General features: G+C 67.8%; 12 protein-coding genes, 1 tRNA gene and 1 other RNA gene. 6 read left to right on the forward strand and 8 right to left on the reverse strand.

Translation table 11 applies throughout. The annotated features are described in order from the left end of the window. Positions 1-58 precede the first annotated feature (58 nt). From E0T84_RS00490 to E0T84_RS00505, 4 genes are all read right to left on the reverse strand, one after another. Entirely contained in the window at positions 59-1,582 is a 1,524-nt protein-coding gene (locus tag E0T84_RS00490) for a CdaR family transcriptional regulator (RefSeq protein ID WP_138743468.1), read from the reverse strand. Between the two features lie 3 nt (positions 1,583-1,585). Then, positions 1,586-2,608 carry a S1C family serine protease gene (locus tag E0T84_RS00495; RefSeq protein WP_070946090.1) on the reverse strand — a complete coding sequence of 341 codons (1,023 nt, stop codon included), beginning with the start codon at positions 2,606-2,608 and terminating at the stop codon, positions 1,586-1,588. Between the two features lie 51 nt (positions 2,609-2,659). Then, positions 2,660-3,466 (reverse strand): hypothetical protein, encoded by an 807-nt coding sequence (locus tag E0T84_RS00500; protein ID WP_138743469.1) that lies wholly within the window; start codon positions 3,464-3,466, stop codon positions 2,660-2,662. An 84-nt stretch (positions 3,467-3,550) separates the two neighbouring features. Beyond that, positions 3,551-3,636 (reverse strand) — tRNA-Ser (locus E0T84_RS00505). A 69-nt stretch (positions 3,637-3,705) separates the two neighbouring features. On the opposite strand from E0T84_RS00505, the gene ffs reads away from it, so the two are divergent. After that, positions 3,706-3,800: signal recognition particle sRNA small type (ffs, locus tag E0T84_RS00510), an RNA gene on the forward strand. A gap of 35 nt (positions 3,801-3,835) precedes the next feature. After that, a complete protein-coding gene (locus E0T84_RS00515) occupies positions 3,836-5,116 on the forward strand; it encodes an aminotransferase class I/II-fold pyridoxal phosphate-dependent enzyme (RefSeq protein WP_070946092.1) in 1,281 nt (426 codons plus the stop codon). A 51-nt stretch (positions 5,117-5,167) separates the two neighbouring features. Here the strand turns inward: E0T84_RS00515 and E0T84_RS00520 are convergent, their stop codons facing one another. Continuing rightward, positions 5,168-6,064 (reverse strand): hypothetical protein, encoded by an 897-nt coding sequence (locus tag E0T84_RS00520; RefSeq protein WP_070946093.1) that lies wholly within the window; start codon positions 6,062-6,064, stop codon positions 5,168-5,170. Positions 6,065-6,262: 198 nt separating this feature from the next. On the opposite strand from E0T84_RS00520, the gene E0T84_RS00525 reads away from it, so the two are divergent. Then, positions 6,263-8,305 carry a DNA polymerase III subunits gamma/tau gene (locus tag E0T84_RS00525; RefSeq protein ID WP_070946094.1) on the forward strand — a complete coding sequence of 681 codons (2,043 nt, stop codon included), beginning with the start codon at positions 6,263-6,265 and terminating at the stop codon, positions 8,303-8,305. A 64-nt stretch (positions 8,306-8,369) separates the two neighbouring features. Here E0T84_RS00525 and E0T84_RS00530 read toward each other — a convergent pair whose 3' ends face one another. Both E0T84_RS00530 and E0T84_RS00535 read right to left on the reverse strand, forming a co-directional pair. Then, the gene (locus E0T84_RS00530) at positions 8,370-9,683 is read right to left on the reverse strand and encodes a class I SAM-dependent methyltransferase (protein WP_070186464.1); all 1,314 of its coding nucleotides are present in this window, start codon (positions 9,681-9,683) and stop codon (positions 8,370-8,372) included. Between the two features lie 13 nt (positions 9,684-9,696). Next, a complete protein-coding gene (locus E0T84_RS00535) occupies positions 9,697-11,100 on the reverse strand; it encodes an FAD-binding oxidoreductase (protein ID WP_070186463.1) in 1,404 nt (467 codons plus the stop codon). A gap of 65 nt (positions 11,101-11,165) precedes the next feature. On the opposite strand from E0T84_RS00535, the gene E0T84_RS00540 reads away from it, so the two are divergent. Then, positions 11,166-11,606, forward strand: a complete 441-nt coding sequence (locus E0T84_RS00540) for an SRPBCC family protein (RefSeq protein ID WP_070186462.1) — start codon at positions 11,166-11,168, stop codon at positions 11,604-11,606. 23 nt (positions 11,607-11,629) lie between these two features. On the opposite strand, the gene E0T84_RS00545 is transcribed toward E0T84_RS00540, so the two are convergent. After that, positions 11,630-12,370: an Rv3717 family N-acetylmuramoyl-L-alanine amidase gene (locus tag E0T84_RS00545; RefSeq protein WP_171054864.1), complete on the reverse strand. Its 741-nt coding sequence runs from the start codon at positions 12,368-12,370 to the stop codon at positions 11,630-11,632. 148 nt (positions 12,371-12,518) lie between these two features. Between E0T84_RS00545 and E0T84_RS00550 the strand changes: the two genes are divergently transcribed. Together E0T84_RS00550 and recR are read left to right on the forward strand one after the other, a co-directional pair. After that, a complete protein-coding gene (locus E0T84_RS00550) occupies positions 12,519-12,851 on the forward strand; it encodes a YbaB/EbfC family nucleoid-associated protein (RefSeq protein ID WP_036391184.1) in 333 nt (110 codons plus the stop codon). Beyond that, positions 12,852-13,463, forward strand: coding sequence for a recombination mediator RecR (recR, locus tag E0T84_RS00555; RefSeq protein WP_003883644.1), 612 nt, complete (start codon positions 12,852-12,854; stop codon positions 13,461-13,463). The last annotated feature ends 21 nt before the right edge of the window (positions 13,464-13,484 follow it).

Genomic DNA, 13,484 nt, shown 5'->3' on the forward strand with positions numbered 1-13,484 from the left:
CGGTCAGACGCCCGGTGTTTGAAGGATCTCGACAATACGAAGGTGTGTAATTGTCGGTCTACGACAACTCTTCGGTGGCGGCCAGTTCGATCATCATCGCCAGCCGCTTGCGGGCATCGGCCAGGTCGAGCTGGGTCAGCTCGACCATCTTGCGCAGCCGGTATCGCACGGTGTTCTCGTGCACGCCGAGCGCACGCCCGGCCCCGGCCAGATCGCCCTGGGCCTCCAACCAGGCGCGCAGAGTTGCCGCGTACTGCGTGCCGTTGGCCTGGTCGTGGGCCCGCAACTCGGCGACCGGGCCGCGCTGCGGGGCACGGCCGGAGCGGGCCGCGATCCGGAGCCGTTGCAGCAGGATCTCGTCCCACGCCTCGTCGTACACCGGGGCCGGGCCCTCCCGCCGTACCTCGTGCAGCGCCAGGCATTCGTCGGCCTCACGGCGGGCCAGCGCCAGTTCGGCGGCGGCGGCCGGACCACTGATCCCGGCCAATACGGCCACGTGTTCGGGCAGCGCGGCACGTAGTCCCGTCACCCAGCTGCCGGCGGCCTCGGCCTCGGCGCCGGGCAGCACGGTGTAGACGGTGTTGCCGGTCAGGGCGCTGCGGCCGGGACGGGACCAGCCGAATCCGGCGGTCGCCCGCTCGAACGCCAGCAGCAGCGCGGCGTGCCGCTCGTCGGTGGTCTGGGCCCGCAATGCGATGACTCGCAGCGGCGTCTGGGGAAGGCCGAGCCGGCTTGCCGTAGTGGTGGCGTCGGCGGCGCCCTCGAGCAGGCGGATGACGAGTTCGGATTCCACCTGGCGCTCCAGATCGGCGCTGGCCCGTGAGCGCAGCAGGTGCAGCGCGACCATACGGGCACCGTCGGCCAGCGCGGCCCGGCGGGCGTCGGGCAACGGCTCGGCGCACGTCACCCAGATCGAACCGAGCAACTCACGACCGGCTCGGGCGGCCACGACCATCCGCCCGGTCAGGCCGCCCTCGTCGTCGCCTTCGACGAACACCGGCTCGTCCGACTCGGCCAGATGCCGAAAAACCCCGCGAGCTTCGAACAGGGCGCGGAGCCGTTCCGGCGCGCCGCGGCTCAGGATCGTCTCGACGCGAGCCGGGTCGGCGTGCTGTTGCAGGCGCGAATACGCCAAGACGGCGCTGCGCCGGTCCTCGATGGTGACCGAGCCGCCCACCGCGTCGGCGAGGCTGTCGGCCAACGCGAACAAATCGGTCGGGCCGCGCCCGGATTCGGTCTCCCGGCCCTCCAGCACCACGCCGTAGACCACGGCTGCCAGCGCACTCCAGGAGACTTCGGGGTCGACCGTCATCACTGCGATGGCGTCGTCGGCCGCCGGCCCGTCATCGGGACCGCGCACCAGCACCACCACGGCGCGCGCCGCCGCGGCCCACCGCACTGCCTCGGCCAACGATCGGGCCCCGACCGCCAACAGGACGTCGCCGATCACCTGCCCGGGTTCGTGCATGACGACGCTGCGCAACTCGGTCGATCGCGGCACCGGCCGGGATCCCTGGGCCGGGGCACGCAGCCGCACACCGTAGCCGCCCAGAACATTGATCAGGCGGTCTAGCGTGACCACGGACTACGGCCCGGCGGCCAGCGTCGCCTTACCGATGCGCTGCTGGCCGGCCTGGTCCAGCCAGGTCAGGCCGACGACGTCACCGGGGTAGTGCCGATCAAGCACCAGGGTCAGGGTGCGTGCCGAATCCAGCGGGGTGCCCTCGATCGTGGTGAGCAGATCGCCGGGTGCCAGGCCGGCGGCTTCGGCCGGTCCGCCGGGAATGACGTCTTGGACGATCACGCCGCGGCTCTGGCGCTGTGCGGTGCGCACTCCGACGCCGAGCATCGTCGGCGGTCCGATGTGGACCGTCGGCGACGGGGTGCGGGCACGGATCTGACCGGCGATGCCCATCGCATCGTTGATCGGGATCGCGAATCCCTTGCCGCCGGGACCCATCCGGAAGTTCACCGAGGCGGCCGTCGTCATGCCGACGACTTGGCCTGCATCGTTGACCACGGGGCCGCCGGAATCGCCGGCCCGCACCGGTGCGGCGAACTCGAACAGTCCGTTGATCTCATCGCTGGTGCCCGTCAGCTCGTCCTCGGCGTTGACGGTCCGGTTGAACGCGCTGACCGTGCCGATCTCACGGGTCAGCGGTGCCCCGCTGCCCGCGGCGTTGCCGAGTGCGATCACGGGTTGTCCCGGTGCCAGCGCCCGCGAATCGCCGATCGGTGCCGGTACCAGGCCTGCGGCGCCGTGCAGTTGCAGCACCGCGATGTCGCGCTGGCGGTCGTAGCCGACCAGGTCCGCGGCGAAGCTCTGGCCGCCGACGGTGGCGCTGATCGAGTTGGCCCCTTGCACGACGTGGTAGTTGGTCAGCACCTCACCGCCGGGCGACAGCACGATGCCGGTGCCGATGCCGTACGCCTGCTGGTAGTCGACCCGGGTGTCGATGCGCGCCACCGATGGTTCGATCTGGAGGGCCACCGCCTCCGGGTCGCCGGGCGCGGCCGCGGCAGGCGCGGACGGGACGACGACAGCAGCGGCGGCGGTCAGCGCCGCCGCGAGAATCACTTTGAACGGTCGCGAGCCCACTTTGCTCATATACCCATCTTGGCTGGGCAAGAACCCGATGTCGACGCGGTCGCCGTTGCGTCAGTCTTCGGTGGCGACTTCGCCGCGCGAGCGCCGGCCCCGCCGCTTGGTGCCGCTCTTGCTGGACGGTCGGCGGTTGCGCAGTGAGGTGCCCGCCGCTTTCGCGTCTTTCTCGGCCTCTGCTTCTTCAGGCTGTTCGGCCTCGTCAGCCTCTTCGGCCTCTTCGACGTCGGCCTTTTCGGCGTCGGCCCCGGTGGTCTCCTCGGCTTCTTCAGCGTCGCCCTCGGCGGTGTCGGCATCGGCCTCGGAGGTTTCTGCCACGGCCTCTTCGTCGGTTTCTTCCGCTTCGGCGGGCTCTTCTGTGGCCTCCTCTGCGGCAGCCTTCTTGCGCCCGCGGCGGCGCTCGGCCTTCTCTCGGGGCTTGACCGGCTTGGGCGGTGGGGGCGGCAGTTCGGCGATGAAGGCCAGGTAGAAGGCGAAAATGCCGAGCAGGGCGATCGCGGCGGCTGCGCCGTAGATCCCGAACAACCACGGCCCGACGCTGTCCAACGACAACCAGATCTCCGAGATCGCGGTGCCGACGATCAGCACCGCCGCCACCACGTGCAGCGAGATCGAGGCCGTCCTCAACCGCAGTGCCAGCTCCGGCGTGGACAGCTCGGGACGCTTGGTCCGCTGCAGGGTGAGCACCACCGGCAGGGCCGCGAGGCCGATCAGCACACCGGTGACGATGCGCAGGACCAGGCCTAGCGTCTGTGGGGTGTCGCCCATGAGTTCGGGCCATCTGGGGAGGACGAAAAAGAAGTAGAGGCCGGCGGCCACGATCGAAAGCGACACGTGCCAGATCACCGCGACGGTGCGGCCCATACTCCTCCTCGGGTACTGAAATTGGGCCGGGGTGCGAACCGCTGATCAGGGTTGATTCAGCAGGTCGCACCCCGGACCCGAGCGCGGAGGATAGGGGATTTGAACCCCTGAGGGCTGTTAACCCAACCCGCGTTCCAGGCGAGCGCCATAGGCCACTAGGCGAATCCTCCGTCGGCAATCCTAACCGACGCCCGAACCAGTCCCGAAACGCCGGGGATACAGCCGGGTATTACACTCGCTGTGGACCCCGCGCGGCGTCCATCCTGTGAACTCCCCCAGGGCCGGAAGGCAGCAAGGGTCAACGGGCTCTGGCGGGTGCGCGGGGTCCCCTTACGTTCCAGCACATTCAGCTTCCGTGAAAGGCGCGCGGTGTCGTTCCAGTCTCTCGGCCGCGACGATCTGCTCGCGCAGCACGAAGTCCAACAGCGCAACTATGCGGAGTTGCAGGCCAAGAAGCTGAGCCTGGATCTGACCCGCGGCAAGCCGGCTCCCGAGCAGTTGGATCTGTCCAACGCGCTGTTGTCGCTGCCCGGCTCGGACCCGAACGCTTTCCGCGACCGCGAGGGCACCGACACCCGTAACTACGGGGGCCTGCACGGGCTACCCGAGCTGCGGGAGATCTTCGGTGAGCTGCTCGGCATCCCGGTGCAGAACCTCATCGCCGGCAACAACGCGAGCCTGGAGATGATGCACGACGTCATCGTGTTCTCGCTGTTGCACGGAGGGGTGGACTCGGTGCGGCCCTGGGTGAGGGAAGACAAAGTCAAGTTCCTGTGCCCCGCCCCCGGCTATGACCGCCACTTCGCGATCACCGAGTCCCTGGGAATCGAGATGATCGCGGTACCGATGCGCGAGGACGGGCCCGACGTCGACCTGATCGAGGAGCTCGTCGCGGCCGACCCGGCGATCAAGGGCATGTGGTGCGTTCCGGTGTACGGCAACCCGACCGGGGTCACCTATTCCTGGGAAGTCGTCCGGCGTCTCGTTCAAATGCGCACGGCGGCAAACGATTTCCGGTTGATGTGGGACAACGCCTACGCGGTCCACACTCTCACCGACGAGTTCATCCGCCAGGTCGACGTGCTGGGCCTGGCCGAGGCGGCCGGTAACCCGAACCGTCCGCTGGTGTTCGCATCGACCTCGAAGATCACCTTCGCCGGTGCCGGGGTGAGCTTCCTGGGCGGGTCCCTGGGCAACATCGCCTGGTATCTGCAGCACGCGGGCAAGAAGACGATCGGCCCGGACAAGGTCAACCAGTTGCGGCACAGTCGGTTTTTCGGCGACGCCGACGGTGTGCGGCTGCAGATGCAGCGGCACCGGCAGTTGATCGCCCCCAAGTTCGCCCTGGTCGCCGAGATTCTCGAGGACCGGCTGGGGGAGTCCAAGATCGCGTCGTGGACCGACCCCAAGGGCGGCTATTTCGTCAGCCTCGACGTGTGGCCCGGCAGCGCCAAGCGCACGGTCGCCCTGGCCAAGGACGCCGGGATCGCGGTCACCGAGGCCGGTTCGGCCTTCCCGTACCGCAAGGATCCCGAGGACAAGAACATTCGCATCGCGCCGACGTTCCCGTCGCTGTCCGATGTGCGTGAAGCGATCGACGGCCTCGCCACCTGCGCTCTGCTGGCGGCCACCGAGCAGCTTTTGCGTTGACTTTGAGCTGACGCTGAATTTGTGCGGGTAGCGGTGTGCGTGGTTTCAAAGTCAACAGCCAAGTTCCAGCGGGGGACCGGCCAGCGGCGGCCGACGCGGCGTGATCCCGAGCCCTGGCCGCCAAAGTCGATCCCATTCGCGCCCCACCCGGGAGATGATGGCGGGCCGTCGCTGTCCCGCGGCCACTCTCACGTGGGTCCAGCCGACCTGCGTGATGTAGTCGGCACGCGCGATGTCATAGGCGAGCTGATCGGTGTGCTGAACACCCTCGTATTCGACCGCCAGCATCAGTTCCTCCCAACCCATGTCGAGGAAGTGCCTCGGGTAGCCGTCCGGCCCGAGCACCGGTATCTGTGTCTGCGGCCGCGGGAAACCCGCGTCGATGAGCATCAGCCGCAGCCAGGTTTCTTTCGGGGACTGGCCGCCGGGGTCGAATAGATCCAGCGCCCATTCGAGTTGCCGCAGGCCACGGGCGTGGCGGTGGTGCGCGGCGAGCGTCAGCACCTCGTCCGCCTCTAGCCCGGTGGCTCGAGCAAGTGCGTCGAGGCGCGCGACGGCCTGACCGATCAACCCGCGGCGCCCAAGGTCAAAAGCCGTGCGCTCGATGCTCGTGACCGAAAGTCCATCGATGCACGTGACCTCTCGGTCGTAGATCAGGTCCTGTCGCGTGATCACCCGCGCGGGTGGCTTGGTCTTGGCGCTGATCAACTCGATCGGAACGTCGTCGGCCACCCACTTCGCGCCATGGAGTGCCGATGCGGCGGTTCCCGCGATCACCGCGTTTCGGCCCGACCACAACCACGCCGCCGTCGTGCGTTGGCGCAGCGACACAGCAGTTCGCTTGTCCACGTAGATGTTCGGCAGGATTGTGTGGTGGTAGCGGTTGAGCTGGTAGCGGTTGACGAGGCCGGCCGCCAGGGCTTCGGTGCCGATGAAGGGCTCACTCATTCGGCGAGAGTCGCCAGTCGCAGCGACAAAGATGGGTCCGGGCCGGTCTCGGCGTCGCCACCTGTGGATGAATCGCGCTCTGTGCAGAACACTGCGTTGACTTTGAGCTGACGCTGAATTTGTGCGGGTAGCGGTGTGCGTGGTTTCAAAGTCAATGGGCACCGGCGCGTCGTCAGATGCAGTCGGTAGCCTTCTTGCGTGGCTCTCTACCGCAAATACCGGCCGGCAACCTTCGCGGAAGTCGTTGGCCAGGAACATGTCACCGAGCCGCTATCGACTGCGCTGTCCGCGGGCCGGATCAACCACGCCTACCTGTTCTCCGGGCCGCGCGGCTGCGGTAAGACGTCCTCGGCGCGCATCCTGGCCCGCTCGCTCAACTGTGAGCAGGGGCCCACGCCGACACCGTGTGGAGTGTGCGATTCGTGTGTCGCGCTGGCCCCGAACGGCCCCGGCAACGTCGACGTCGTGGAACTCGACGCGGCCAGCCACGGCGGTGTGGACGACACCCGTGAATTGCGTGACCGAGCGTTCTACGCGCCGGCCCAGTCGCGGTACCGCATCTTCATCGTCGACGAAGCGCACATGGTCACCACGGCCGGTTTCAACGCGCTGCTCAAGATCGTCGAGGAGCCGCCCGAGCACCTGATCTTCGTGTTCGCCACCACCGAACCGGAAAAGGTGCTGCCGACCATCCGATCGCGCACCCACCACTACCCGTTCCGGTTGCTGGCCCCGCGCACCATGCGCCCGCTGCTCGAGCGCATCTGCGCCGAGGAGACCGTCCACGTCGATGACGCGGTGTACCCGCTGGTCATCCGGGCCGGCGGTGGTTCGCCCCGTGACACGCTCTCGGTGCTCGACCAGCTGCTGGCCGGCTCGGAGCAGGGCGACGGCGGCAATCACATCACCTATCAGCGGGCGCTGGCCCTGCTCGGTGCCACCGACATGGCGCTCATCGACGACGCGGTCGAGGCATTGGCAGCCGGGGACGCGGCCGCATTGTTCGGCGCGGTCGAGGCAGTGATCGACGCCGGTCACGATCCGCGACGGTTCGCCACCGACCTGCTCGAGCGCTTCCGCGATCTGATCGTGCTGCAGGCCGTGCCCGATGCGGTCACCCGCGGTGTCGTCGACGCACCGGCCGATGTGCTCGAGAGGATGCGGGAACAGGCCGCCAAGTTGGGTGCGGGCACGCTGACTCGCTATGCCGAGGTGGTGCATGCCGGGCTCGGTGAGATGCGAGGGGCGACCGCGCCGCGGCTGTTGCTGGAGGTGGTCTGCGCGCGGCTGTTGCTGCCCTCGGCGCATGACACCGAGTCAGCGCTGCTGCAGCGCATCGAACGCATCGAGACCAGGCTGGACCTGTCGATCCCGGCCGGGGAGGCCGCGGCGTCGACGGCCACCCGTCCTGCCGTCGAGCCGGCCAAGACGTTCGTGCGGCGCAGCCAGGCTGCTCCGGCCGCAGCGGAGGCTTCCGCCCCGGCACCTGCGCCTGCGCCGCCTCCTGCTCCCGAACCACAGACTGCGCCGGTGACCGCACCCCAGCCCGTCGCCGCACCCGAGCCGGTGGCCACGCCCGAACCGGCATCCGCCCCGCCACCGCCACCACCGCCACCACCGGCGTCCGCTCCGGCAGCCGAGCCGGAGCCGCCGCTCCCGCCGGAGCCCGACTTCGAACCCGAACCCGAGCCCGCTCAGGAGCCCGAGCCGGCGCGGGCATCGCTGACCCCCGGCGGTGAGCCCAACGCGGCCGCCGTGCGGTCGATGTGGTCGACGGTGCGGGAGAAGGTGCGTGAGCGCAGCCGCACCACCGAGGTCATGCTGTCCGGTGCGATCGTCCGCGCGGTCGAGGACAAAACGCTTGTGCTGTCCCATGATTCGCCACCGTTGGCCAAGCGGCTGACAGAGTCGCGCAATGCCGACGTTATCCGGGAAGCGTTGAAGGATGCGCTCGGGGTGGATTGGCAGATCCGGTGTGAGGTCGGCACAGCAGAGGCGGCCCCACCGCCCCCGCCGAAGGCCGCGAAGCCGCCGCCACGGGTACCCGCCCGCCCTGGCCGCGTCATTCCCGAGCCTGAACCGGAACCTCCTGCTCCGGAGCCGCCCTCGTCGCCGGAACAGGAAGAGGCAGAGATGCTCGCCGAGGCTTCGCAGAGCGAGGCCGGGCCGCGTCGTGACCCCGAAGAGGTCGCCCTGGAACTGCTGCAGAACGAACTGGGCGCGCGCAAGATCGACAGCTGAATGCGGCGGATTACTGCTTGATACTGACCGTAATCCGCCGCGTGAGCGCCACTGCTTCGCGGCTCTAGGGCGTCCACCACGGCCGCAGCGGCAGACCGCCGTCTTTGCCCTGTTCATCGAGCTTGACGGCCAGAACCTGGTGCAGCTGAATCACATTCGTCTCGAAACCGAGCCGGGATCCGGCCATGTACAGGCCCCACACCTTCGCCGTCGGCAACCCGACCTCGGCCACGGCCTCGTCCCAGTGCTCGACGAGGTTGGCGCACCAATCACGCAGCGTCATCGCATAGTGGTTGCGCAGGTTCTCCTCGTGCATGACCTCCAGGCCGACGTCCTGGATCTCGGTGATGATGCGTCCCGATCCGGTCAGCTCCCCGTCGGGGAACACATAACGGTCGATGAATCCACCCGCGGCCGCGCCGGTTCGATTGTCGTGGCGGGTGATGCAGTGGTTGAGCAGCAGCGCGCCGGGACGCATCTTCGACTTGAGGAAACCGAAGTACGAGGGGTAGTTGTGCACCCCGATGTGCTCGGTCAGCCCGATCGAGGACACCGCGTCGAACCCGTCTTCGACGATGTCGCGATAGTCGCCGTGGCGCACCTCGGCCAGGTCGCTGAGGCCTTCCTTGGCGATGGCGTCTCGCGCCCAGCGGGCCTGCTCGGCCGACAGCGTCACCCCGAGCGCATTGACGCCGTGGCGGGCGGCGTAACGCACCATGCCGCCCCAGCCACAGCCGACGTCGAGCAACCGGTCGCCCGGTTGCAGCCGCAGCTTCTCGAACACCAGCCGGTACTTGTTGTCCTGCGCGGTTTCCAGACTGGCATCCGCGTCCGGGTAGCACGCGCAGGTATAGGTCATCGACGGCCCGAGCACCCATTCGTAGAAGGTGTTGGACACGTCGTAGTGATGGTGGATCGCGTCGGCGTCGCGAGACTTGCTGTGCCGCAGGCCCTCCATCATCCGGCGCCACCGCGGCAGCGCCTCCTGGGGTGGCGGCGCGATCGGCCGGAGATGCTCGATGCCGATGGAGCGGACGATGTTGGCCAGCACCCGGGCCGGCGGACGCTTGAACGCCATCTTCTCGGCCAGCGCGCACAACAGCAGGTACGGATCGCCCGGATGTACTCCGAGCGGTTCCAGGTCGCCGGACACGTAGGCGCGGGCCAGTCCCAGATCCCCGGGAGCGGTCGCCAGAAAGGTGGTGCCGCGCGGGGTCTTGAGGTCCAGTCCGAGTGTGGCGCCGCTGGGGCCGGCGGAGCTGCCGTCGTAGGCGGTGAATCTCAGTGGCTGCGAGCCCGAAGTGAAGATCTCAAGGATCTCGGAAAGGGTCAGCTTGTGATCGGTCGCGGGCGTCGAGTGCTCTTTGAAGGTGGTCATCGCTGTTCTCCGTTCATCGGCGCAAGACGGCTTTCGAGTACAGATCAAACAGGCGCGAATCGGGGTCGTAGGACTTCTTGACGGTCTTGTACGTCTCACCGCCGTAGAGCTCGTCGAAATCCTCACGCGGGTAGTAGGAATCGGAATACAGGGACTTGTGCCCGTCGAGTTCGCCGACCTTGGCCTCGATCAGCTTGTTGGTGTGCCCTTCGACCGGGCCGACGGGCACCGACGACCAGAACCCGATGTTGACGTAGGTGTGGTTGGAGCGGAGGGGGTAGAGGGGCCAGCCTCCCGACAAGCCTGCGTCGTGGTGACGATTCTCCCTCAACCGCAGCGGGCACAGCCAGATCGGTTCGATCGGAACGTTCTCCAGGAACCAGTCCAGGAACTGCGCGCACCGTTGGATGGGCACCTCGACGTCCTGCACCACGCGCTCGCGGGGCGGGCGCCCGTTGCGCTTTTCGATCCGGTCGGCGATGTTGAATCTCTGGTCGTAGCCGACGAGTTTCCAGTAGAAGCTGCTGCGGCGCAGCCGGCGCGGCCAGAACCGCCGGATGGTGGGGTTCTGCGCCCCGAATGCCCGCGAACACCAGAACCAGTCGGTGTCCCAGCGCCACAGGTAGTCGTGAATCGTCAGCCGGTCGTGCTTCTCTCCGTCAGCGTGCTGGATCGAGCGGTAGTAGATGTCCTGGCCGGTGTAATCGCTGACCGGGCCCGGGGTCGTCGTCTTGAAACCGACGCACAGGTAGCTCTCGTCGGCGCTGAACACCACGCCGTCGAGGTAATCGACCGGCGTGCCGTCGAGCCCGCCGGTCTCGATGATGCGGTCCATCGCCGCGACGAGATCGGCCAACGAGTGAAAACGCAGGTGCCGCAATGCGACAAAGGGGGTGACGGGCTCCAACTCGATCCGCAGCCGGGTCGAATAACCGAGCGTGCCATAGGAATTGGGGAAAGTTCGATACAGGTCGGCATGCTGCTCGGGCGATGCGGTGACGATTTCACCTGCCCCGGTGAGAATGTCCATCTCCAGCACTGATTCGTGTGGCAGGCCGTTACGGAACGAGGTGGATTCGATGCCGAGCCCGGTGACGGCTCCGCCCAAGGTAATGGTCTTGAGCTGCGGCACCACCAGGGGCGCCAACGCGTGCGGAAGCGTCGCGGCGACCAGATCCTCATAGGTGCACATGCCCGCAACGTCGGCGGTGCGGGCTTCGGCGTCGACCGCGATCACATTGGTCAGCCCCGAGACGTCCAGACCTTTGACATCGCTGCGATCTCGCGCACGAAACAGGTTCGACGTGGGCTTGGCAAGCCGCACCGTCGAATTGGGCGGTATGGCGCGGTAACTGTCTAGGAGGCGCCGTACGCCCGCAGCGTGGACAGCTTGTGCGTCAGTCGCAGCAACAGACACACATATACGCTAGTCGGAGGTTGCCGACGATGCGACCGTAGACACGAGTTGAAGGAGTTTGAGTAATGGGACAGGTCAGTGCGGTCAGCACGGTTCTGATCAACGCCGAGCCGGCCGCTGTGTTCGCCGCGATCGCGGACTACCAGACCGTGCGCCCGAAGATCCTCTCCTCGCACTACCGCGATTACCAGGTCCTCGAGGGCGGTCAGGGCGCCGGCACGGTGGCCAGCTGGAAGCTGCAGGCCACCGAGTCCCGTGTGCGTGACGTCAAGGCCTCGGTCGACGTGGCCGGCCACACGGTGATCGAGAAGGACGCGAACTCCAGCCTGGTGACCAACTGGACCGTCGCCCCGGCGGGCACCGGGTCCTCGGTGAACCTCAAGACCAGCTGGACCGGCGCCGGCGGGATCAAGGGCTTCTTCGAGAAGACCTTCGCGCCGCTGGGTCTGCGCAAGATCCAGGGCGAGGTGCTGGCCAACCTGAAGAAGGAAGTGGAGGGCGCCTAGCGCCCACCATCAAGAACGGCGAGTTACCGTTGCTGGCCGCCACCCTGGCTGCCCAGGTAGGCGGTGACACCCCGGACGATGGCCTCGGCGTACTTCTGCCTACCTTCCGGGGCCTTCATCAGCGATGAGTCGACCGGGTTCTTCATGTTGCCGCACTCGACGAGGATCGACGGGAACTGCGCCAGGTTGAGCCCGGCGATGTCCGAGCGGGCGTCCAGACCACCCGAACCGATGTAGGTGGCCGGCGGGATCCCCGAGGCGGAAAGCTGATCGCGCATGGTCTTGGCGAATTGCACCGATGGCCCTGCTTGGACGTTGTTCAGCGGCGGTGACGAATAGAGCACGTGGAAGCCGCGGCCGTTGGCCGGCCCGCCGTCGGCGTGGATGGACACGACGGCATTGGGCCGCAGGGCGTTGGCCATCGCGGCCCGCTCGTCGACGCAGGGTCCGAGGGCGTTGTCGTTGCCGCGCGACATGGCCGTCCGGACGCCCATCTGGTTCAGGAGGGCGCGAACCCGCAGCGTGGTGTCCCAGGTGAAGGTGTGCTCGGGGAAGCCGTCCGCGGTGGAGGTGCCGCTGGCCTGGCAGTCCTTCGTGCCGCCGCGGCCGGTGGGCACCTGCCGGCTGATCGACGCGTCGTTGGCGCCGTTGTGTCCGGGGTCGAGGAACACGATCATGCCGGCGATGTTCGAGGGAGCGGCGGTGGCGTGGGGAGCGTCGACGACGGCCGGGACGGCGGCGGCGATGAACACGCTGCTGACCATGGCGGTGCCGACACGCACGCAGGCTGGGACTCGCACGGGCGCCACGCTAGCCCGCACGCCGACTAGGCTGAAAGTCCGAATCGCCGCCGACAGGCGAGAGCAACCAAGTCGAGACCAAGACTTAATCAACACGGCAAGGGGACTACTCATGCAACCCGGAGGCACGCCCGATATGTCCGCCCTGCTGGCGCAGGCGCAACAGGTACAGCAGCAGCTCATGGAGGCGCAGGAGGCGCTGGCCAATTCCGAGGTGCACGGCCAGGCCGGCGGCGGGCTGGTGCAGGTGACGGTGAAGGGCAGCGGTGAGGTGGTCGCGGTGGCGATCGATCCGAAAGTCGTCGATCCCGAGGACGTCGAGACTCTCCAGGACCTCATCGTCGGAGCCCTTGCCGATGCCTCCAACCAGGTGACCACTCTGGCGCAGAGCCGTCTGGGTCCGCTGGCCGGCGGGTTGAGCGGGTTCGGACTTCCGGGGGTCTGAGTGTTTGAAGGCCCGGTTCAGGATCTGATCGACGAGCTCGGCAAGCTCCCCGGGATCGGGCCCAAGAGCGCGCAGCGGATCGCGTTTCACCTACTGAGCGTCGAGCCGCCGGACATCGATCGGCTGACCGCGGTGCTGGGCCGCATCCGTGACGGCGTCACGTTCTGTGCGGTGTGCGGCAACGTCTCCGACGAGGAACGCTGCCGGATTTGTAAGGACCCCCGCCGGGACGCGTCATTGGTGTGCGTGGTGGAGGAGCCCAAGGATGTGCAGGCGGTCGAGCGCACCCGCGAGTTCCGCGGTCGTTACCACGTGCTGGGCGGTGCGCTGGATCCGTTGTCCGGCGTAGGTCCCGACCAGTTGCGTATCCGGGAGTTGCTCAACCGGATCGGCGAACGTGTCGACGGTGTCGATGTGGCCGAGGTGATCATCGCGACCGACCCCAACACCGAGGGTGAGGCGACCGCCACCTATCTGGTGCGGATGCTCCGCGACATCCCCGGCCTGACCGTCACGCGCATCGCCTCGGGCCTGCCGATGGGCGGTGACCTCGAGTTCGCCGACGAGCTCACCCTGGGCCGAGCGTTGGCCGGCCGCCGCGCCATGGCCTGATACTTTTCGCCTACCTTCCGC

Source organism: Mycobacterium sp. DBP42, from assembly GCF_005924235.1.
Lineage (GTDB): Bacteria > Actinomycetota > Actinomycetes > Mycobacteriales > Mycobacteriaceae > Mycobacterium > Mycobacterium syngnathidarum.